The sequence below is a fragment of the [Collinsella] massiliensis genome (genome assembly GCF_002161605.1).
Lineage (GTDB): Bacteria > Actinomycetota > Coriobacteriia > Coriobacteriales > Coriobacteriaceae > Enorma.
Genome location: NZ_NFIE01000021.1, coordinates 19,378 through 41,698, shown reverse-complemented (window position 1 = coordinate 41,698; position 22,321 = coordinate 19,378). Strand labels below are relative to the sequence as shown.

20 protein-coding genes are annotated in these 22,321 nt (G+C 55.6%); 18 read left to right on the top strand and 2 right to left on the bottom strand.

The features are described 5' to 3' along the window. The first annotated feature begins 108 nt into the window (after nt 1-108). The 16 genes from loaP to rfbB all read left to right on the top strand — a co-directional run bounded on the left by loaP (nt 109) and on the right by rfbB (nt 17,889). Nucleotides 109-630, top strand: a complete 522-nt coding sequence (gene loaP, locus B5G02_RS08765) for an antiterminator LoaP (RefSeq protein WP_241146210.1) — start codon at nt 109-111, stop codon at nt 628-630. A gap of 5 nt (nt 631-635) precedes the next feature. Then, complete coding sequence (locus tag B5G02_RS08760; protein ID WP_143758303.1) at nt 636-3,035, top strand: glycosyltransferase; 2,400 nt, start codon at nt 636-638, stop codon at nt 3,033-3,035. Next, on the top strand, nt 3,032-4,087 hold the full coding sequence (locus B5G02_RS08755; RefSeq protein ID WP_275080510.1) for a polysaccharide biosynthesis protein: 1,056 nt from the start codon (nt 3,032-3,034) through the stop codon (nt 4,085-4,087). The genes B5G02_RS08760 and B5G02_RS08755 overlap by 4 nt, the downstream gene beginning before the upstream one ends. Before the next feature lies 1 nt (nt 4,088). Next, the gene (locus B5G02_RS08750; protein WP_094335936.1) at nt 4,089-4,970 is read left to right on the top strand and encodes a sugar nucleotide-binding protein; all 882 of its coding nucleotides are present in this window, start codon (nt 4,089-4,091) and stop codon (nt 4,968-4,970) included. Continuing rightward, on the top strand, nt 4,967-6,082 hold the full coding sequence (locus tag B5G02_RS08745) for a UDP-N-acetyl glucosamine 2-epimerase (RefSeq protein WP_094335935.1): 1,116 nt from the start codon (nt 4,967-4,969) through the stop codon (nt 6,080-6,082). The genes B5G02_RS08750 and B5G02_RS08745 overlap by 4 nt, the downstream gene beginning before the upstream one ends. After that, nucleotides 6,083-7,093: a glycosyltransferase family 2 protein gene (locus B5G02_RS08740; RefSeq protein WP_094335934.1), complete on the top strand. Its 1,011-nt coding sequence runs from the start codon at nt 6,083-6,085 to the stop codon at nt 7,091-7,093. It abuts the gene before it with no gap. Nucleotides 7,094-7,138: 45 nt separating this feature from the next. Further along, on the top strand, nt 7,139-8,326 hold the full coding sequence (locus tag B5G02_RS08735) for an EpsG family protein (RefSeq protein ID WP_094335933.1): 1,188 nt from the start codon (nt 7,139-7,141) through the stop codon (nt 8,324-8,326). A 73-nt stretch (nt 8,327-8,399) separates the two neighbouring features. Then, a complete protein-coding gene (locus B5G02_RS08730) occupies nt 8,400-9,371 on the top strand; it encodes a glycosyltransferase family 2 protein (RefSeq protein WP_094335932.1) in 972 nt (323 codons plus the stop codon). Nucleotides 9,372-9,406: 35 nt separating this feature from the next. Beyond that, nucleotides 9,407-10,858, top strand: a complete 1,452-nt coding sequence (locus tag B5G02_RS08725) for a lipopolysaccharide biosynthesis protein (protein ID WP_094335931.1) — start codon at nt 9,407-9,409, stop codon at nt 10,856-10,858. A gap of 59 nt (nt 10,859-10,917) precedes the next feature. Continuing rightward, a complete protein-coding gene (locus tag B5G02_RS08720; RefSeq protein ID WP_094335930.1) occupies nt 10,918-12,045 on the top strand; it encodes a DegT/DnrJ/EryC1/StrS family aminotransferase in 1,128 nt (375 codons plus the stop codon). Then, on the top strand, nt 12,042-13,259 hold the full coding sequence (locus B5G02_RS08715) for an ATP-grasp domain-containing protein (protein WP_094335946.1): 1,218 nt from the start codon (nt 12,042-12,044) through the stop codon (nt 13,257-13,259). Before B5G02_RS08720 ends, B5G02_RS08715 begins: the two co-directional genes overlap by 4 nt. Before the next feature lies 1 nt (nt 13,260). Then, nucleotides 13,261-14,238 carry a hypothetical protein gene (locus B5G02_RS10080; RefSeq protein ID WP_143758301.1) on the top strand — a complete coding sequence of 326 codons (978 nt, stop codon included), beginning with the start codon at nt 13,261-13,263 and terminating at the stop codon, nt 14,236-14,238. Then, nucleotides 14,226-14,741 (top strand): GNAT family N-acetyltransferase, encoded by a 516-nt coding sequence (locus tag B5G02_RS08710; RefSeq protein ID WP_094335929.1) that lies wholly within the window; start codon nt 14,226-14,228, stop codon nt 14,739-14,741. Before B5G02_RS10080 ends, B5G02_RS08710 begins: the two co-directional genes overlap by 13 nt. 10 nt (nt 14,742-14,751) lie before the next feature. Further along, entirely contained in the window at nt 14,752-15,870 is a 1,119-nt protein-coding gene (locus B5G02_RS08705; RefSeq protein ID WP_094335928.1) for a sugar-transfer associated ATP-grasp domain-containing protein, read from the top strand. A gap of 77 nt (nt 15,871-15,947) precedes the next feature. Beyond that, nucleotides 15,948-16,868 carry a glucose-1-phosphate thymidylyltransferase RfbA gene (gene rfbA, locus B5G02_RS08700; protein WP_094335927.1) on the top strand — a complete coding sequence of 307 codons (921 nt, stop codon included), beginning with the start codon at nt 15,948-15,950 and terminating at the stop codon, nt 16,866-16,868. Nucleotide 16,869: 1 nt separating this feature from the next. Next, entirely contained in the window at nt 16,870-17,889 is a 1,020-nt protein-coding gene (rfbB, locus tag B5G02_RS08695; protein WP_094335926.1) for a dTDP-glucose 4,6-dehydratase, read from the top strand. A gap of 188 nt (nt 17,890-18,077) precedes the next feature. Here the strand turns inward: rfbB and B5G02_RS08690 are convergent, their stop codons facing one another. Both B5G02_RS08690 and B5G02_RS08685 read right to left on the bottom strand, forming a co-directional pair. Continuing rightward, nucleotides 18,078-18,380: a Txe/YoeB family addiction module toxin gene (locus tag B5G02_RS08690; protein WP_094335925.1), complete on the bottom strand. Its 303-nt coding sequence runs from the start codon at nt 18,378-18,380 to the stop codon at nt 18,078-18,080. Between the two features lie 2 nt (nt 18,381-18,382). Beyond that, nucleotides 18,383-18,634, bottom strand: coding sequence for a type II toxin-antitoxin system Phd/YefM family antitoxin (locus tag B5G02_RS08685; RefSeq protein ID WP_094335924.1), 252 nt, complete (start codon nt 18,632-18,634; stop codon nt 18,383-18,385). Between the two features lie 659 nt (nt 18,635-19,293). Between B5G02_RS08685 and B5G02_RS08680 the strand changes: the two genes are divergently transcribed. Further along, entirely contained in the window at nt 19,294-19,959 is a 666-nt protein-coding gene (locus tag B5G02_RS08680) for a transaldolase family protein (RefSeq protein ID WP_019238763.1), read from the top strand. 32 nt (nt 19,960-19,991) lie between these two features. Then, nucleotides 19,992-22,124: a transcription termination factor Rho gene (gene rho, locus B5G02_RS08675; protein ID WP_094335945.1), complete on the top strand. Its 2,133-nt coding sequence runs from the start codon at nt 19,992-19,994 to the stop codon at nt 22,122-22,124. Nucleotides 22,125-22,321: the final 197 nt, after the last annotated feature.

Sequence of the window (22,321 nt, the reverse complement as noted above, 5' to 3'; positions counted from 1 at the left end):
AGCGATCGTCGCCTGGAGCGCGTCGCCGGCGCCCGCAGGGGGATGAAGAGACCGTTTTGCGTGCGCGCGGCGCGTGGGCGAAGCCATGCCCGGGGAGGGGGTGGCGCCATGCGAACGTATGTCATGCAGGTTTTGACGGGTAGGGAGCAGGCGACCATCGACGCCCTCGAGCGCATGCTGGGGGACGCGCGGCGCTACGAACTCTTTGCCCCGCGCTTTCGCTTTCAGAAGAAGATCCGCGGCTCCTGGCAGGATGTGGACGAGCTGCTCACGCCCGGATACGTGTATGTACGGACCTCGATGCTCGATGTCGACGAGCTTTCGCGAGAGATCAAGCAGGCTCCGCCGCGCGCGGCCATGCTCATGCAAGACGGCAAGATCATCCCCCTTTCATCGGACGAGGAGCGCTGGCTCGAGCGTCTGACGGGCGGACGGCACGTGGTGGAACCCTCCATCGGCGTCGTCGAAGGCGATCGCGTGGTGATCACCGACGGCCCCCTGGTGGGGCTCGAATCGCAGATCAAGAAGATCGACCGGCACAAACGGCTTGCCTATATGGATGTCCACCTGCTCGGCCGCACGAAGACGATCAAGGTCGGAGTTGAGATTGTTAGCAAGACAAGGAATTGAGCATCGTGGATAGATGGATGCAAGCGGCCATTGCCGCCGTTGTGGCGTTTGCCATTACGCTTATCGCGACGCCCCTGAGCATGAAGCTTGCTAAGCGAATCGGAGCGATGGATGTCCCCGGAGGACGTCACATCCATGACCATGCGACACCCCGTCTGGGCGGCGTGGCAATTTTCTTGGGCGTGATGATTCCGCTTGTGGTCGTCGTGTTCCTGTTCGGTGAGCCGACGCTCGGCTTAGGTGCTGGTGTCTCTGCGCCCGGGCTTCTCGCCTCGCTCGTAATAGTGTTTCTTGCAGGGTGCATAGACGATGTAAAGCAGCTCAATCCGAAGGCGAAGCTCGCCTTGCAGATCATCGCTGCAATCGTGGCTGCGGCATCGGGAGCGCTCATTTCCGACATCCGTGCTTATGACGGTTCAGTCGTGCTTGAGATGGGTTGGGTCGCATATCCGCTCACGGTTCTTTACCTCGTTGCGTTTTGCAACATCGTGAACCTCATCGATGGACTTGATGGCCTAGCCGCTGGAACTGTGGGTATCGCTGCGGCTGCGCTCATCGCCGTATCGGTGTATCGCGCAAATGCCGCAACAACGCTCATCTGCGCCTGCCTCGTTGGCTCATGCCTTGCATTTCTTAAGTATAACTTTCATCCAGCGAAGACGTTCATGGGAGATTCGGGTTCGCTGCTCTTGGGGTTTGCGCTCGGCATCGCCTCGTTGACGGGAAGCATGAAGGTTTCCACGATCACGGCGATTGCCGTTCCTGTCATCATCGCAGGTGTGCCGGTGCTCGATACCCTTGCCGCAATCATCCGCAGGGTGCGCGGAAAGGTCTCATTCGATACGCCGGACGCCGGGCATATCCATCACAGCTTGCTCAAGCTTGGGTATGACCAGAGGAGCGTCGTGCTTACGATGTATGCGGTAAGCATCGTGTTCGCCTTCTCGGGGGTTGTAATTGCTGGTGCCGGGCTCACGATCCGCGCCATCGCGATCGTGCTGGATCTGGCGGTCGCCTTATTCTTGGTGTGGAAGCTTGAGCTGTTCGAACCGGTGCTCTGGCGACTGTATCCGGCAGGCAGGGTTCCGCTTTTCGCGCGAGCGCATGAGCTCGTCGAGGAATACACGGACGATGCTCAGCGGATGACGGATGGGGAAGAGAGACCTACGGGCAGGGGCGTGTTGCCCGACGAGCAGCGCATGAACATCCTTGTGGTGTCGCAATACTACTGGCCTGAGGATTTTCAAATCGTTGCCGAGTGCGAAGACCTCGTTGCGCGCGGCCATCGGGTCACGGTGCTCACCGGCCTTCCCAACTACCCCTCTGGACACATTCCCGATGCGTACCGTCATGGAAAGAATCGCAGACAGGTACACAACGGAGTCGAGATTATTCGCGTACCGCTTTTGGAGCGTGGCGGAAATCCGATTCGTTTGGGACTGAACTACCATAGTTTCTCATGGTTTGCCTCGATGAGGGTAAAGCAGCTCAAGGGCGATTACGATGTGGTGTATGTTCCCCAAACATCGCCTGTCATGATGGCGAAGCCTGCTGCTTTGTATAAGCGCCTACAGGGGACGCCTCTGCTTGTGTACTGCCTCGATCTGTGGCCGGAGTCTCTCAAGGTCGTCATCGGCAATCATTTGAAGTTTCTGGTAAAGCACTATGGGCGCATCAGTAAGAACCTCTATGGAGCCGCGGACATCGTTGCGGTTCAGTCGCCAGCATTCTTCGAATATCTCGGCGAGCAGCATGACATTCCGGCGGATCGCATGGCGTTCCTGCCACAGTTCGCTAGCACGGAGTACCTGGAGATGGATTTGCGCGAGCCTCATGAGGGTGTCAATTTCCTCATCGCGGGCAACATGGGTCGTGCCCAGGATATCCCCGTGATCCTTCATGCTGTTGAGCAAATGGAGTGCAAGGAGGGCTTCAAGGTTCACTTTGTAGGCTCCGGTTCGTGTTTCGATGAGACGAAGAGCTATATCGAAGAGCATGGCCTTGGCGACCGGGTGATATTGCATGGTCGGCGACCCTTCGAGGAGATGCCCAAGTGGTATCGCATGGCAGATGCGTGCATCCTTGCGCTCAACGGAGATACATGGGTCGGTACGACGATACCGACGCGCCTTCAGGGATATATGGCAGCGGGAAAACCCATTATCGCCGCTGCTCGTGGTGGCATTAAGTCGGTAGTTGAATCGGCTGGATGCGGATGCGTGGTGGCAGCTGGCGATTCTAATGCTCTCGCGTGTGAGCTTGAACGCATCGTTCGAGACCCCTCGGTTCTCGATGGGATGGGGGAACGCGCTCGATTGTATTTTACCGAGAACTTCACAAAGGAAATGCATATGGAAACGCTCGAAGGTATTTTGCTCGGGCTGTCTGGGAAGGACAAACGATGATTCCAGAGTCCATGGTAGGCAAAACGCTCATGATAACCGGCGGTACTGGTAGCTTTGGCAACACTGTGCTCAAGCATTTTCTATCGTCTGGTATTGGCGAGATTCGCGTTTTTTCGCGCGATGAGAAAAAGCAGGACGATATGCGCCATCGCCTGCAGGAGCAAACTCCAGATTATGCCAGCAAAGTACGCTTTTTCATCGGCGATGTCCGGGATGCGCAATCGGTGCGCGATGCCATGCGAGGTGTGGACTATGTGTTTCATGCCGCCGCGCTTAAGCAGGTTCCTTCATGCGAGTTCTTTCCTATGGAAGCTGTTCGCACCAATGTCATCGGTACCGACAACGTGCTACATGCCGCGATTGATGGGGGCGTGGAGCGCGTGGTATGCCTGTCAACTGACAAGGCCGCCTATCCCATCAATGCGATGGGTAAATCTAAGGCGCTTATGGAGAGCGTCATCTATGCCAACGCTCGCAACGGTGCGGGCCGCACCACGATCTGCTGCACGCGCTACGGAAACGTCATGTGCTCGCGCGGCAGTGTGATTCCGTTGTTTATCGGACAGATTAAGGCAGGGGAACCGGTTACCGTAACCGATCCGGCAATGACGCGCTTCCTTATGAATCTTGATGAAGCAGTTGATCTGGTGCAGTTCGCTTTCGAGCATGCCGAGCCCGGTGATCTTTTCATTCAGAAAGCCCCCGCTTCTACCATCGGTGATCTTGCCGAAGCGGTGCAAGAACTATTTGGCCATACCGGAACGCGTGTCATCGGAACACGTCATGGCGAAAAGCTTTTTGAGACGCTTATGACTCGCGAAGAGGTGTTGCGAGCCGAAGATATGGGCAACTACTATCGCGTGCACAGCGATAGCCGAGACCTGAATTATGACAAATTCTTTGTTGAAGGCGAGGTTAAAACGATGGCGGATGAATCGTATACAAGCCATAACACCCGACGCCTCAATGTCGCCGAGACGGTTGAAAAGATCAAGACAGCCGAATATGTCCGGCTCGCCCTCGAGGGCCGTGAGCACGAGGCGGTGCAGTAGCATGCGCGTCATGGTGCTCGGAGCCACCGGGATGGCGGGGCATATGATCGCCCTTTATTTGCAGGAGCGGGATCATGAGGTGCTTGGCTGGTCCCGTCGGCCTGCGTCGTTTCTCGAACAACATACCGAGGGCGATGCATACGACCTTGATGGGCTGCTCTCCTCGATGATCGAATTCAAACCGGATGTGGTAGTTAATTGCATTGGGCTGCTTTTAGCAGATAGTGAAGCACATCATGACCAAGCAGTGTACCTCGATGCGTACTTCCCCCATGCGGTGGCATCCATGAGCGAGCGCGTCGGTGCCCGCGTGTTTCATCTATCAACCGACTGCGTTTTCAAAGGCAACGACGGTCCATATTCGGAGGCGTCGGTACCGGATGCTACGGAGTTCTATGGACGTGCCAAGGCGCTCGGTGAGTTGCGCGATTACCGCAACCTTACGCTCCGCCAGTCGATTGTGGGGCCTGACATCGACCCTGCGGGAGTCGGTCTGCTCAATTGGTTCATGGCACAGAGTGGTTCAGTTGATGGCTGGACGAGTGCCGTATGGACGGGGCTTACCACACTTGAGCTGGCGAAGGCTATTGAAGCATGTGCATCAGATGGATCTTCGGGGCTGGTAAACATGGTGCCGGATGGATCGGGCGTGACAAAGTTCGAGCTGCTTTCTCTCTTCAATCGGCATTTCCGTGGAGGCGCGATTGTCGTTCGGTCGGTTGAGGGACACGGTGCAGATAAGTCACTCGTGCGCACTGACTTGCTAGATGCGTATCGTCCCGTGCCTTATGAACAGCAGATGGATGAGCTCTCCACGTGGATTCGCTCTCATGTTCAGCTTTATCCGCATTATCAAGGGGTGCTCGAGGAGGACGCTGCATGAGCAAGCTCAAGGTCATGACTGTTGTGGGCACTCGTCCAGAGATCATCAAGATGAGCGAGTGCATCAAATGCTTTGATACAGTATTCGACCACATCTTGGTACATACTGGTCAGAACTACGATTATGAGCTTAACCAAGTATTCTTTGAGGATCTGGGATTGCGCGAGCCCGATGCGTACCTTGGTGTGGCAGGTGCGAACTTGGGCGAAACGATGGGCAATGTGCTCGCAAAAAGTTACGCCCTCATGAGCGAGGTACGTCCTGATGCACTCGTAGTGCTCGGCGACACGAATTCCTGTCTCTGCGTCATCTCCGCGAAGCGTTTGAAAATCCCCATCTTTCATATGGAAGCAGGCAATCGCTGCTTCGATGAGAATTTGCCTGAGGAAGTCAATAGGCGCATCGTTGATACGACGAGCGACGTGAATCTTTGTTATTCGGAGCATGCTCGCAGGAATTTGCTTAAGGCTGGTGCTGCGCCCGACCTCACCTTCGTGGTGGGCTCGCCCATGCGCGAGGTTCTCGAAGCGAGCCGCGAGGGCATCGAAGCTTCCGACGTGCTCGCGCGTGAAGACCTTGAAAAAGGGCGATTCATTCTGCTTTCGGCGCACCGCGAGGAGAACATCGACAACGAATGCAATTTTGATCAGCTTGTCGCTGCGGTAAATGCCCTTGCCGAGGCGTATGGCGTACCGGTTCTCTACAGCATGCATCCACGTTCTCGCAAGTTTATTGAGGAGCGTGGGGCAACGTTCCATCCGCTGGTGCGAGCGCACCGCCCGTTTGGGTTCCATGATTATGTTCAGCTGCAACGCAACGCATACTGTGTGGTCTCGGATTCCGGGACGCTTGCGGAGGAGTCTGCGTTGCTCGGATTCCCAGCGGTGAGTTTGCGCACCTCGACGGAAAGGCAGGAGGTTGTGGATCGGGGCGTATTCACCCTAGGTTCCATCACGGCAGAGGGGTTGCTCCAAGCCGTCGCGGTTGAGACGACGCTCAAGGGACGTGAGGCCGCCGTGCCCGACTACGGCGATGCGGACGTTTCGGCTAAGGTGACGAAGATAGTGCAAGGCTTCACGGGCTACGTGAATCGGAACGTGTGGGGTCGCTAAATGGTTGTCAGTGAATCAGACTTAATTTCCGTCGTTGTGCCGGTGTATAACGTCGAAGATTATATTGAAAATACGCTGAAATCCATCTCTGCTCAAACCTACGGTAATTTAGAAATACTTGTAATAGATGACGGCTCGACAGACGGGTCGTATGCTCGCTGTGAAAAGATTGCTCGCTTCGATCCCAGAATAACCATCATAAGAAAACACAATGGGGGTTTATCTTCTGCCAGGAATGTTGGAATTGAGGCAGCGAAAGGTAAGTACATTTCTTTTGTTGATGGTGATGATTTAATTGATTCAAAGTATATTGAATTCCTATATAAGGCAATTAAAAAGAATAATTCTGACGTGTCAATCTGTGCCCTAAAACGAATTAAAGAAGCTAATCAGTACAGTGTTAAGCAAGATAATTATCCAAGTATTAGTTTGTTGAGCAATAAATGCTGTATAAAGCGGATGCTTCTGTCAAGAGACATTTCTATCAGCGCCTGCGGGAAACTCTATTTAATTGACCTTTGGGACAAGTTTCGGTTTCCTGAAGGACACTACTATGAGGACATCGCTACAATCCCCGTCGTGATTGCTTCATCAAAGACCTCATGCATTTCTTATTTGGACTATCCTGGATATGGCTATATTGTAAGGAGGGGATCAATTACTGGATCCCTTTCTATTTCGGAAAAACACTTGGCTGATGCCAATGATGAGCTGAATAAGCTTAAAGAATGCTTGAGTCTTTATGATGAGAGCTTACTTGAGTTCTACAAACACTATCGGGCTTCAATTTGGTTAAGCCTGTATCGATATATTATTAATTCAAAAAATGTAAACGATGATGTTCTGTATCGAGTGACAGGATACTTGAAGAATGAGACTAGGAAATACATGCACGATAGGCGTTTGCCACAATTAATACGAATTAGATACTTCCTGTTCTCAGTATCTCCCAAGCTATATTTAGCGATTTTTGAATTGTATGCCCGTTTATCTGGTTTAAGTCTCGTGTAATAGAGAGAAGACCCGTAAAACAGAATCGGTTTCAATGGATTGCATATGTATGTTCTAGCATCTTTATCAGCTGTTTTCTTTCCGTTGCTAGCGCCAATTTACATTTGTTTCGCGTTGCGTGGCAGGCAGTCCCCGTTTTTGACCGCGGTGGCTATTGGCATGCTGTTCGGTATACTTGCTTCGTGCATTGATACGGTTGTTCAATCAGATTTAGATAGATACGCTTCGCTAATCGACAGTTTTAGAGGCCTGACATTATTAGAGGCTGCCAATATGGGTGGGAGCTATTCGGGCCAAATTGTTTACACGCTAATATTCTGGCTTTTAGCCAATCTAAGACTGGGGTTTTTGCTCAATTTTATTGTCGGTTTTGTGGCATATTCAGTTCCTGCATACATAATTTTTGATTATTGCCTTAGAGAGAAAACAGATCGATGGCATGCACTAATCATTTTGTGTTCATATATCGTCCTAGTGCCATTTTTCAATATGATTTCCTATGTAAGAAGCACCCTTGCATTTTCAATAGTTCTTATGGCTGCATATTTAGATTTATATAGAGGTAAAAAATCTCCCATCATCTACATTTTATATATTAGTGCGCCCTTGCTGCACTATTCGACTCTTCCAATCGTAGCCCTTTCTTTCGTTGCAAAGGCTCACATCAGATCCAGTATCCTTTATTTATTCGGGGCGTTAATTATCACAATCGTTCCCATTGTGGTCGCCATTCAGCCCGTAATCAGCTTGGTATTCGGCGGCATCCCCGGTCTTTCCATTATTGCTTCCGCAGCTAATCGACTGGCGCTATATGTTCGTTCGACTGGCGATGTGTGGGCAATTGCCTCTCAGAACAGCAGTTTAATTTCAGGATATAGGTTTCTCTACATGGGAATGTCACTGCTAGGACTTTTCATGTATGGGAGGCTTGATGGAAAGGAAAAATTTGCTCCGTTTTATCGTCTGATTTTTCTCTGGTGCTTGTTAACTGTTTCGGTTGGGTTATTCATTACCTTTGATGTCTTTTTTAGATATGCAATGCCCTTGGCTGTATTGGTTCTGTTGATAAAAGGAGAGCAGATAAAGGGCTACTTTGGACTCATAGTAAATTCTGCGTTTGCGATAATGATTATTGCGTCGGGATTTGTTCAGATAGCGTATTTGGCCGATATTGTCGACGTGACTTATTTTGCCTATCACTTTTTGCTTGGGGTTGCTGGGTTTATTCGATAAAGCGTGCGGTGAGGTTGCTCAAGTCTTGACAGCACGAGATCTGTTATTACGCTTAAGGAAAGTGATTTTGGAAATGGATGAACCGCTTGTTAGTATTGTTTGTACTACTTACAACCATGCTGGATTTATTCATGAAGCCTTGGACGGCTTTATTTCCCAAAAGACGAGTTTCCCTTTTGAAATCATAGTTCATGATGACGCATCTACTGATGGAACCGCGGATATAGTCAAGGATTATGCGCGGCGGTACCCAATGCTCATCAAGCCAATCTGTCAAAGAGTTAATCAGTTGTCGCAGGGGCGCCCTATCGACTCTTTTTGGTTAAGTGCGGCAAGAGGGAAGTATATCGCACCTTGCGAGGGCGATGACTATTGGATTGACGAGTATAAGCTTGAGACCCAGATTCGCTATATGGAGGAACACCCAAACTGCACCCTGTGCTTCACCAATGCTCTGAGGCTTAACTCTGAGACGGGGGATTTCTACCGGAGGCCCATGCTCCCCTATACAAAAAACGATGTCGCCATTTTGGACGAGGGCAATGTTATTGATACCAGGGGAATGCTTGAGCTGGAATTTTTGCCGTTCGCCTCCTTTGTGTACAAGAAATATGATCGATGCCGTTTCCCCAAGAGCTCTCCAGACGCATTTAATGGAGATCGATTTATCGAGCTCATGCTGACAGAATTTGGTTATGCTCACTATATTGATGCCGTTACATGTGTGTATCGAGTGAACAATCCAAACTCGCTGACTTCAGTTTGGGCATCAAATCCAAAGCGCAATGTTCGTAAGTGCAAGCAGTATATTCGCATGTATAAGGATTTTGACGCCTATACCGAAGGGAAATACAGCCCAATCATCCATAAACTTATCTTAGATGAAGAAATGGGTCTCCTGTTCTACAGCGGCGACTATAAATCGCTTAGGAAGAAGTGCTACTTATTTCGAGCTGCATCAAAGGGGCCGTATCAATTTGCTGCTTATCTTGGCAAGGCATATGCCCCCCATCTGCTTTCTCGGTTAAGAGCTACATGCAATTGACCAAAGCAGAGACATTGAATAGTTAAGAGCACATAATGGCGCAGAAAAATATAAGACAAGCAACAATTAGCTCCCTTGTGTGGAAGCTTTTTGAACGTGGGGGCAATGCGGTTGTACAGCTTGTCGTTCAGATCATCATGGCTCGCCTGCTCGCACCGGAGCAGTTTGGCATGCTTTCAATCATGCTCGTCTTTGTGAATCTGGGAAACGTCGTAGTCCAATCGGGGATGAATACTGCCATCATCCAGGCAGATTGCATCGAGCGCGTGGATTGTTCAACCGTCTTTTGGATGAGTTTCGCCATCTCGCTGGTGTTGTACGTTGCTGTGTTTTTGTCGGCTCCCGCTATTGCGAGCTTCTATTCCATGCCCGCTCTCGTATTGCCGCTTCGTGTGCTCGCGCTGCTGCTCGTCGTTAATGCGTACAACGCCGTCCAGATTGCTCTCATCACGCGCCAGCTCGAGATGCGGAAGATCTTCAATGCGACGGTCGTATCGTCTGTCTCTTCCGCAGCGCTCGGTATTGGTTGCGCGCTTGCTGGCGCAGGCGTCTGGGCTCTCGTTGTTCAGCAGCTTTCGTATCAGGTTTCGAGCTGCATCGCCCATGCGTTGCAGCTCGATTGGCGTCCTCATTTTGAATTCTCGGTAAAGAGCGCACGGAGGCTTTTCGGGTTTGGTTCTCGCCTTCTGGTATCAGGTTTACTTGATCAGGGGTACCAGAGCCTTTCGGACCTTATCATTGGCAGGCAATTTTCTGCAACAGCGCTTGGCTACGTTTCGCAAGGCAAAAAGTATCCGCAGGCAATTGGTAATATTCTTGATGGCGCGATTCAACCGGTTATGCTTTCTGCCGTTTCCCGGGTACAGAATAATGTCATTCAAGTTAAACGGCTCGTCCGCCGTGCGCTCAAAACATCGACTTTCTTGGTCATTCCGGCGATGAGCTTGTTTGCCGTGCTTGCACCCGAACTTGTTCCACTGCTGTTGGGCAGTCAATGGGGTGAGAGCATCTGGTTTCTGCAGATCTATTGCATCGTTTACGCAATGCTTCCCATTCATACAGCGAATCTGCAGGCGTTGAACGGTATGGGCCGCAGCGACCTGTTCTTGAGGCTTGAGATTGTGAAGAAAGCCTATGGTGTTGTATGGATTCTCTTTGCGGCGTTCGTTGTTCGCGACATTCACTTTATGGTTGCAGGATATTTGGTCACAGGACTGGTCAGTACCGTAGTCAATTCGTGGCCGAACCGACGCGTCATCGGCTATTCCTATGGTGAGCAGATCCGCGACATTGCCCCAGCGATATTGCTAACACTGGCTGCTGTTTTATTTTGCTGGCTAGTCTCTTTGTGCCCTGTTTCAGGCGCGGTCCTCATGATTTTGCAGATTGTCGTGTTTGCGATTACCTATCTTGGGCTTGCGAGGCTGCTTCACGTCGAGGCGCTGGAATACTTGCTCTCTATGTTGAAAGAGCTGACTTCCCGTTAAGTTCGTTTAGCTATTCGCTGCTACATCATTAGCCGCCAAATTGAAGGGAACCTTGACAAATGAATAAGCAGATCCTGGTTACCAGGTCCTCGATGCCTCCGTTTGACGAGTACGTCGAGGAAATTCGTCCCCTATGGGAGAGTCACTGGCTCACCAACGCAGGTGTCGAGCACGAGAAGTTCCGATCCGGTCTCGGAGAGTACCTCGGCGTTGGGGAAAACGTCGAGCTTTTCGTGAACGGACATCTCGCACTCGAGTGTGCGCTCAAGGCCTTGGAGCTTGGGGCGGACGGACGCGATGAGGTCATAACAACGTCATATACTTTCGCGTCGACCACGAACGCCATCGTCCGCTGCGGGCTCAAGCCGGTGTTCGTCGATGTAAAGCCAGATGATCTCACCATCGACCCTGCTCTTGTCGAAGCGGCGATTACGTCCCGCACCTGCGCTATCCTGGGCGTTCATGTGTATGGCAATCTTTGCGACGTGGACGCGATCCAGCGTATGGCAAGTGCTCACGAACTTAAGGTGGTATACGACGCTGCCCATGCGTTCGGTGTGCGTAAGGGCAATGCGGCGGCTGCATCTTTTGGCGATGCAAGCATGCTCTCGCTCCATGCTACTAAGGTGTTCCATTCGGTGGAGGGCGGGGCGGTTTGCTTTCGCGACTCTGCGGTGAGGGATCGCTTGCGCGCATGGAGGAACTTCGGCATTAATCCCAAAACGGGTGAGGTGGAATGCGCGGGCGGGAATGCGAAGCTCGACGAGTTTCGCGCTGCGATGGGTGTTGTGAATCTGCGCCATGTGGATGATTGGATTGCGGATCGCGCCCGTGCTGAGGCCCGCTATCGTGAGCGTTTGGAGGGTGCTCAGGGGGTTCGCCTTTTCGAGCCCACTCCTGAAGTTTCGTTGAACCACATCTATATGCCCGTTCTTTTCAATCCGGATAAATTCGGCGCGACGCGCAATGACGTGCTTGAAGCGCTCGCGGCGCACGGCATCAGAGCGCGTCGTTACTTCTATCCGCTTACGAGCGATTTCCCTTGTTATCGGGGTGTCTTTAATCCCGGCGATATTCCCATAGCGCGGGAGGCGTCCGTGCGCGTGCTCACGCTACCGCTCTACGAGGGGCTCTCGAACGAGGACGTGGATATGATCTGCGACGTGGTTCTGGGGTGCATGCGATGAGTGGCAGGCGTTCCATTCTCCTTCTGGGCGGATCTTCACAACAGGTGGTAGCGATTGAGAGGGCACATTCGCTCGGCTACCGTACCGTCCTGTGCGATTATCTTCCGGATAATCCTGGCCAACATGTTGCCGATGTCTTTTATCTGGTCAGTACGACCAATCGAGAAGCAGTTCTTGAGGTGGCAAGACAAGAGGGGGTTTCGGGTGTATTGGCGTATGCCTCAGACCCCGCCGCTCCCACGGCAGCATATGTTGCGCAGGAGATGAATCTTGCCGGCAACCCGCTTGAGTCTGTCGAAACACTCTCTGAAAAGCACCGCTTCCGGGCGCATCTCCGTAAGATTGGACTTCCGTGTCCTAATTTCGCTGAGATTCCCGTCGATGCGTCTGGGGGAGAAGCGGCTGGGCTTTTAGGGGATCTCACGTTTCCGATTGTGCTCAAGCCGACCGATTCCTCTGGGTCAAAAGGTGTAACGGTCGTAAAAGAAGCGGGGAGCCTGGAGTCTGCGCTTGCAGAAGCGCGTGCTCATTCTCGCAACGGTGTTCTTATTGGGGAGGAGTTTATCGAACGCTCCTATCCGAACGTCATTGGTGGCGATGTTTTTGTTGTCGGCGGAGAAATTCAGTTCTGGGGTCTGATGGACTGCCTTCGAGAAGCGAGGGGCGGCGGTATGGTTCCCATTGGTGAGATGCTGCCTTGTTCTCTCGACCTGATGGCGCTTGGCCGAGTGAAATCGGCTCTTCAGAAGCTGGTTTCTTCACTCGGGATCGTCGGGGGAGAATTAAACGTCGAGGTGATAATCGGTCGTTCTGGAGAGCCGTATATTTTGGAGCTTGGCGCTCGGGCGGGTGGAAATATGATTCCCGTGCAGTTGTCGGATGCAAGCGGCTGCGATCTCATTGCATCTAACGTTCTATGCGCCATGGGCGAGAATCCCCTGGTGCCCGCATGGGATGCTTCAACATCCGGGGCTGTATGCGCTCATGTGGTGCTTCATGCCCGAGAGGCTGGTCGGTTCCATAGCGTAGGTTATGGAAAGCTTGATCAATATGTGTATCGTGAGGTGCTCTATAAGAAGCCCGGCGATCATGTCGACGCTTTTATGGATGCTGGAAATGCAATTGGCATCGCATTTATGAAATTTCCAGACGCTGAGCTGATGCGTGAGAGGTTGTTCGGCAACTCTGAATCTCTTTGTATGGAGGTTGAGTAGGGTGGCAACAGAGACAACATGGGAATTGGGCGGCTACCTTGAATTCGAGCACTTTTCCGGCGATTTACTTCACGAAGATTTGATTGCCTTGAATTGTGGTCGCGGTGCCCTTGCTTATCTTGTGGAGTTGCGCGGAATTAATACCGTTTGGATTCCAGATCTGATGTGCAAATCTGTTTCTAGCCTTTTTAAACGCGAAGGCGTGAGAGCTGCTGTCTATCCGGTAAACGCTCGGCTTCTTCCGGATTACAGCTCATTCAGGGTTGCTTCCGGGGAGTGGATGCTCCTTATGGACTATTACGGGCAGCTGAATTCCGAGGATATCGCCGCAGCGCAACGATTCAGTGGTGGCAGACTCATCGTCGATGAATCACAGGGTTTTTTTCGAGAGCCGTGGCCCGGGGTGGATACAGTGTATACATGCCGCAAATGGTTTGGTGTATCGGATGGAGCGTACCTATCAACAGGCGATGGATTGCGGCTCGCGCGCACGCTTCCAAGAGATGAATCTCATGACCGAATGGGCTTTCTTTTAGGTCGTTTCGAGCGCCCCGCATCTGAGTATTTTGAACAAGCGGGGAAGAATAACGAACTATTTACCAATGAGCCCCCTAAGCGTATGTCGTCAATTACCGAAAACATCTTACGCGCAGTTGATTACTCTGCAGTGCGCACACGTCGTGATACGAATTGGGCAATTCTTGACAAACCTCTCTCTAAGATAAATGCCTTGAGGCTCCATGCGCCAGTAGGGGCCTTTATGTATCCGCTCTGTTTGGGCGATAGAGCGCCGAGCATAAGACAAAAGCTGATTTCTCAGAAGATTTATATTCCGCTGCTCTGGCCGGATTGCCCTGCAGATGGGAATACTCCGGCGTCGCGATATTCAACAGGAGTGCTGCCGTTACCCGTCGATCAACGGTATTCGACTTCGGATATGGACAGGCTACTGGAGGTGCTTGATTCATGTTTATCTTAAGAGAGCTCGAGCGCGGCGATATTCCGGCCATCAACTCTTGGCGTAGGAATAGGGCGCTCATTGCATCGCTGGGTGCCCCGTTCCGGTATATTGGCGCTGAGATTGATGAAGCATGGTTCGATTCCTATCTGAAGAGTCGGGGGAATACCGTACGATGCGCCATCGTTGACGGCTCCCTGTCGGAAGACCCGCTAATAGGCTTAGTGACGCTTGCCGGGATTGATTGGGTTTCACGCAGAGCAACGCTTCACATCATGATTGGCTCCCAGTCTAATCAAGGTAGGGGCGCCGGCACATTTGCTGTCCAGGAGATGCTCCGGCATGCGTTCGATGACTTGGGGCTACACCGTGTTGAGCTTGATGTTCTTGAGGACAATGCGGCAGCAATCCATGTATACGAAAAGGTTGGTTTCAAGCGCGAGGGAACTCGTCGAGAGGCTGCATTCAAATGTGGTCGATGGGTCGATTTGATTCACATGGGCATTCTTTCGGCTGATTACTAGCGAGGCAGAGATGTACGTTGAAGAACTGATTGCCAATGGCTTTACCCGTAGGATGGCTGAGGAATGGCTTGCTCAGGTCGAGAAGGAGCGGTGTGACGGCTCATTTGATAGGGATGAGATCGAGTTCGCTCACGCCAACGGTTTTCTTGCCGAATCGGTTAAGGTGTGGGACGTAACAGAAGAGAACAAGCAACTGTATCTTTCCGATTACGAATACGCGAGATTGTGGCCTCTTAACTCTTGGCAGCGTATTTGGATCAACGACAAGCTTACGCTCAAGCTCATTCTCGCTGAGGGCAGTTTTTCAAAGGCGATGCCGGACTATTATTTCTATTCTCAAAAGGGCGCTCTTGTTCCCCTTATGAACTGCCCGAATGTGACTTCCCTTGCTAGTGCGCTGGAGTCTCTTGGAGAGATGGCGTGTAAGCCATGCAATGGATCCCTCGCACAGGGCTTCTACAAGCTGGCTCATTCAACAGACGGGTTTACCATCAACGGGCGCCCTGTCGATGTGGGCGATATCGAACGTTTCCCGTCTGCGCATCCGAACTATATCTTTACCGAGTTCATCCGTCCAAGCGATCAGTTTTGCCGCATTAGTCCGTTGATTCATACGCTCCGCGTTGTTGTATGCGCTCCCATAGGGCGAGATCCATTCATTGCCGCGTCGTATATTCGCTTTGCTTGTGGCTCGGATCAAGCGGCTAACTATGCTATTTCAGGAGGCGCGGGGGAGTTTTCTGGTCTATTTGCGGACGTGGACGTCCAAGCCGGCATGTTCGGTAATGGAAAACTCGTATCTAAGATAGAGACGATCGACGTTGATACGCATCCTGAAAGTGGGGCATCGCTCACGGGGTCGATTGACGAATGGAGCGATGTACTCAATCTCGTCTTTTCTGTCTCTGAACGGCTGCGACCTCTTGAATGGCTGGGGTTTGATATCGGATTGACGAGTGACGGTCCGAAAATAATGGAGATTAATTCGCACCCAGGACTGCACTACGTTCAAGTTTTTGCGCCCCTGCTGGCCGATTCTCGAGTTGCTGATTACTTTGCAGAAAAAGCTGATGCGCTTTTGCGGATGGATTCTGCGCAGCAACAAAGTCGGGCGTTGGTCAAGAGGTAGACAGAGGCACGCTGAAGAGGGCCTAATCAGTTGGCCTCGACGCGATGCGCGGCACAATAGCGGATGGAAGGTAATCTATGCGCGGCATTATCCTCGCCGGTGGATCCGGCACGAGGCTCTATCCGACTACCTTGGCGGTGAGCAAACAGCTTTTGCCGGTTTACGATAAACCGCTCGTTTATTATCCGCTTTCGGTACTTATGCTTGCGGGTATCAGAGATGTGCTTATTATCTCTACGCCGCGCGACTTGCCGGCGTTCCAAGAGCTGTTTCATGACGGATCGCACCTTGGCATGCGCATCGAATATGCAGAACAATCAAAACCACGTGGTCTCGCGGAAGCGTTTACCATCGGGCGCGGCTTCCTTGCTGGCGAGCCTTGCGCGCTTGTTCTTGGTGACAACATGTTTCATGGCCAGGATCTCTCGCGCGTGCTTTGGCGTGCGCGCGAGCACGTGGAACGCGACGGCGGTGCGGTTGTTTTTGGCTATCCCGTGCGCGATGCGAGGGCGTTCGGGGTCGTCGAGTTCGACGAAAAAGGAAAAGTCGTCTCAATCGAGGAAAAGCCCGAGCACCCCAAGTCAAACTACGCTGTGCCGGGGCTCTATTTCTATGATTCCCGTGTGTCTGACATTGCCGCAGCTGTGGAGCCTAGCGAGCGTGGTGAACTGGAAATCACGAGTGTAAACAACGTTTACCTCAATCGCGGCGAGCTTACTGTGGAGCGTATGGGTCGCGGCATGGCCTGGCTCGACACCGGTACTCCTGAGGGTATGCTTAAGGCGGCTGAGTACGTCGAAGCGGTGCAGGCGCGACAAGGATACTACGTCGCCGCTATCGAAGAGGTAGCGTTCCGACGCGGGTTTATTGGGGCTTCTGAGCTGCGCGTTTTGGGGGAGGGAATGCCCAAGACGGATTATGGACGCTACTTGGTTTCCATTGCCGACGAAGCAGAACACAACGGATCGGTTGTTCCGAAGGATGTGAACGGAGTTTAGCATGTCCGAGACATTCAATCCCACCAACATCATCGTCACCGGCGGCTGCGGCTTCATCGGCAGCAACTTCGTCCATTACGTGGTGAACAACTGCCCGGATGTGCACGTGACCGTTCTTGACAAGCTCACCTATGCCGGCAACCCGGAGAACATCGCGGGGCTCCCCGCCGACCGCGTGGAGCTCGTGGTGGGGGACGTATGCGACGCCGGCCTGCTCGACGGGCTCGTCCCCGGGCACGACGCCATCGTTCACTACGCGGCGGAGTCCCACAACGACAACTCCATCGCCGGCCCCGAGCCGTTCCTGCGCACGAACGTCGAGGGCACCTTCCGCCTGCTCGAGGCGTGCCGGAAGTACGATGTCCGCCTGCACCACGTCTCGACCGACGAGGTCTACGGCGACCTCGCGCTCGACGACCCCGCGCGCTTCACCGAGGAGACGCCGTACCATCCCAGCTCCCCGTACAGCTCCACCAAGGCCGCCTCGGACATGCTCGTGAGGGCATGGGTGCGCACCTTCGGCGTGCGCGCCACGATCTCCAACTGCTCGAACAACTACGGCCCCTACCAGCACGTGGAGAAGTTCATCCCGCGCCAGGTCACGAACATCCTGTGCGGCATGCGCCCCAGGCTCTACGGCGACGGGCTCAACGTCCGCGACTGGATCCACACCGAGGACCACTCGGCCGCCGTGTGGGAGATCCTCACGAGGGGCCGCATCGGGGAGACCTACCTCGTCGGCGCCGACGGCGAGCGCTCGAACATCGAGGTGCTCCGCGCGATCCTGCGCGCCTTCGGGCTGCCCGAGGACGGCTTCGACTGGGTGCGCGACCGCCCCGGCCACGACCGCCGCTACGCCATCGACCCCACGAAGCTCCGCCGGGAGCTCGGCTGGGAGCCCGGGCACACCGACTTCGACGCGGGCCTCGCCGAGACGATCGCCTGGTACCGCGACAACGAGTCCTGGTGGCGCCCCGCGAAGGAGGCCACCGAGGCCAGGTACGCCGCGCAGGGCATGTGACGCGCTCAGGCGGCATCGGTTTCATCGCCATATGCAATGGGCACCCGAGTTCGAATATGTCGAGCTCGGGTGCCCATTTTTTTGTATCGTCAGGGGTTCCGCTTCATAATTCATGCGCCATTTCGGCATTTGCGAGGTGTTTCGACCCTTCAGGCGCCCATTTCACGCATGAAGGGTCGCCTGGGTAGCTACCGTCTCCCGAGACCCTCGTAATGGGTCCACATGCGAAGGATGCGCGCTGTGCCCTCGTATTGGACGCCCTTCCGTTCATGTGGATCTTGGTGCAACTCATAAACCAATCGATGCTGTCGATTGATGCGCCGGGAATAGCATCCGCTCAGGTTGCCCGCGAGCGCTTCGTAGGATGGAATGGGGGAGAGGGGATCTCGTTGCAAAACCTCAATGAGGCTATGCGTTTTATCTCCGAATCCTGCAGCGCGGATGAGCTTGAGATCCTTTGCTGCCTGTTTGGTCAGTTCGATATCCCACACAGCTACCACTCCACATCTTCGAGATGGAGGGCTTCCTCGCGAGGCTCTTCGCGTGCAGCAAGAATGCTTTCGGTCATTCCGGGGATGCTCTGCAAATAAAGCGTCTCCTCGATTGACGCCCAGTCGTCTTCACCGATGAGCACGGCGCCCTTGCCGCGGCTACTGGTGATGTGGACGGGCGCACAATCCTCGTTGACGCGCTCGATCGTGTTGTAGAGGTCTTTGCGCAGAGCTGTCGCTGTCATAGTGGTCATGTTCGGTTCCTCCTCTCTTTGTTTGCTACTCAAAGTGTACGTTATTACGTACGTATATTCAAATGGATGGGTGACTCGATTTCCATGCTAACAGCCGCCTTCGTCAAGGAGGCTGTTTCCTTGTCTAGGCCAGATTCCTATCATCTCTCAATTTCTCACTCACGCATCTCTTAATCACTTATCAGCATCTCTAATAAAAATTGAGAGATACGTAAGAGACAAATTGAGAGATGGGTAAGGGATGGCCGCGCCTGGTCATTGCAACGCTGGCCTGCGGAGGCTCCTGCCTGCTTCTAGTCGTGTCGAGGCGACCGCGTCCCCGACGAGCCGGAACAGGAAATACCGTTTGGCGTAGACATATGCAAGACAACTGTTGTTGACGCGTCGAGCTCGAAAGGGGCCAATGGCTACGCACGCCAACAGTGATAAAAAGGTGTCTGACACCATTTTATCATCCAAGCTCGCCCTGTGTCCGCCGTGAACCACGAACGCGCTGTTGTGGTACACTGCAGCTGCGCGACGCGTTCGCATCTCATCTCCGTTCAATCACATAGCTGCATCCGACCGCCCGCGCACCCTGAGTTGTCATATAGTTTCCCGCTGCCGGCCAGCCCCGTCCGTGCTGCCGACAGGCCGTTGCAAGCAAGGAGGCGGCCTTCATGAAGTTCTTTCTCGACACGGCCGATCTGGGCGAGATCCGCGAGGCGGTGAGCTGGGGCGTCATCGACGGCGTCACCACGAACCCGTCGCTCTTCGCGAAGACCGGCGGAAAGCTCGCGGATTTCGAGCGCCACATCGGCGCCATCTGCGAGCTGTGCCCCGGGCTTCCCGTCTCGGCCGAATCGTGCGCCGAGACCGCCGAGGGCATGGTGGAGGACGGCCGCCGGCTCGCCGCCATCGCCGATAACGTGGTCGTCAAACTGCCCATCTCCACGGAGGCGCTCGCCGCCACGCACACGCTCGCGCAGGAGGGCATCGCGGTGAACATGACGCTCATCTTCACCGTGCCGCAGGCGCTGCTCGCCGCCCGCGCGGGCGCGCGCTACGTGTCGCCCTTCGTGGGGCGCTTCGACGATATCGCCGAGGACGGCGTGGAGCAGCTCGTGCAGGTGTGCGAGGCGATCCACGGGTTCGATTTCGGGCACGAGGTCGAGATCATCGGGGCGTCGATTCGCACCCCGCATCACGTGACGGAGGCCGCGCTCGCCGGCTGCGACATCGCGACCGTCCCGTTCAAAGCGTTGAAGAAGGCCGTGCGGCACCCGCTGACCGATCGCGGCCTAGCACTATTCATGGAAGACTGGAAGAAGGTTGAGCAGGCATAGTGGCTGACGAAACGACGAACACCACCGAGACGATGAACGCCGAGGCCTCCACGCCCACCCGGGAGGAGAAGCCGCGCCGCGCCACGCGCACGCGCCGGACGGCGAAGCGCGCGGAAGGGGAGGAGGCCGCTGCGGAGGAGAAGCCGCGGCAGAAGACCACGCGCACGACGCGGAAGCGCACACGCGCGACGGCTGCCGAGAAGGCAGATTCCGCGGCTGCGACGGATGCCGCGAACGCCTCGGGCTCCTCGGACACCCCGTCGGCGCCGCTCTCGACCGAGGCCGCGCAGGCACGCGCCCTGGCGCAGGTGTCCCAGGCCTCCGTCGTGCGCCGTCAGCGCCGCGCCGCCGCCCGTGCCGAGCGCGCGCTCACCGAGCCGGATGCGGGCGCAGACGCCCCCGCCGCGCAGCATGACGCTAAGGCCGTGCCCGCCGCTGCTGCGGCCGCGCAGGATGCCGCCGCGCCGCTCGTCGACCCCGCGCTCCGCCCGCATCGCCGCGGCCGCAAGCCCAAGGCGTTCGTCGAGGCGGAGAAGGCCGCAGCTGCTGCCGCTGCCGCGCAGGCCGCCACGTCGGGGGATGCGGCGAGCGCTGCTCCCGCGAGCACGGATGCCGCCCCGTCCGACGCCGCCGCGAAAACCGCGCCCGCAAGCGATGCCGCGCCCAAGGCCGCGCCCGCGGAGGCTCCCGCCGCGCCCGCTGCCCACGAGGAGGCGCCCGCCAAGGGCGAGGACGCCCCGCGCAAGCGCGAGCAGAACAACCGCCGCACGCACGCGCAGCGCCGCGAGCACACGAACGGCAACAACAACGGCGGCAACGGCAACAACGGCAACGATCGCCGCAACCGCCAGCAGAACCGCAAGAACCGCAACAACCGCCTCGCGCCCGCCGAGCCCTCGCTCTCGTGCGACGATCTTGCGGCCATGAAGGTCGCGGAGCTGCGCGAGCGGGCGAAGGAGCTCGACCTCGACGTCGCCGGCATGAAGAAGGCCGAGCTCGTCGAGGCCGTCTACACCGCCGCCGCCCGCGCCGAGGGCTTCCGCGACATCGCGGGCATCCTCGACATCGCCAACGAGGGCCACGGCTACATCCGCGCGCACGGCTACATGCCGAGCCGCGACGACGCCTTCGTGCCCGCGAACCTCATCCGCGCCGCGCGCCTGCGCCCGGGCGACCTCATCGAGGGCACGCTCCGTCCCATGCGCGCCAACGACAAGTTCCCCGGCCTCACGAAGATCAAGAGCGTGAACGGCGTGGACCCGGAGGTCGCGCGCACCCGCCCGAAGTTCAGCGACCTCACGCCCATCTACCCCAACGAGCAGCTCAAGATGGAGCACGGCAAGGACTCCATCACCGGGCGCGCCATCGACATCGTGAGCCCCATCGGCAAGGGCCAGCGCGGCCTCATCGTGAGCCCGCCCAAGGCCGGCAAGACCACCATCTTGAAGAAGATCTGCCAGTCCATCGCGGTGAACAACCCCGAGGTGCACCTCATCTGCCTGCTCGTGGACGAGCGCCCCGAAGAGGTCACCGACATGCAGCGCTCCATCAAGGGCGACGTGGTGGCCTCGACCTTCGACATGCCAGCCGACAACCACACCCGCGTCTCGGAGCTCGTGATCGAGCGCGCCAAGCGCATCGTGGAGATGGGCGGCGACGTCGTGGTGGTGCTCGACTCCATCACCCGCCTCGCGCGCGCCTACAACCTGGCCGCGCCGGCGAGCGGCCGCATCCTCTCCGGCGGCGTGGACTCGGCGGCGCTCTACCCGCCGAAGCGCTTCCTGGGCGCCGCGCGCAACATCGAGAACGGCGGCTCGCTCACCATCTTGGCCTCCGCGCTCGTGGACACCGGCTCGAAGATGGACGAGGTGATCTTCGAGGAGTTCAAGGGCACCGGCAACATGGAGCTCAAGCTCGACCGCGACCTCGCCGACCGCCGCATCTTCCCGGCCATCGACCCGGTGGCGTCCGGCACGCGCAACGAGGACCTGCTCATCCCCGAGCAGATGCGCCCCTTCGTGTGGGGCATCCGCCGCGTGCTCGCCGGCATGCCGAACACCGAGCGCTGCGCGCAGGCGTTCATCAAGGGCCTCAAGAGCACGAACACGAACGAGGAGTTCCTCATCCGCTCCGCCCGCCGCGCGCAGGAGCACGGGGAGTTCTAGGCCAGGGGAGGGGCGAGCTGGCATCCGGCGGCCTCGCTGTGCGCGCCGCGGTTCATGACGCGCTCGTGCCCGCGCCCCGCTCCGCTTCGCGCTCTGCGCCCCGCGCCACCCCTCCGGTAAAGCGCGCGTAAAGGTTCTCGGGATTTTACACGGCGTCCGTCGCTTCGTGCGGCGGGCGCCGTTTCGTTGCGCTATCG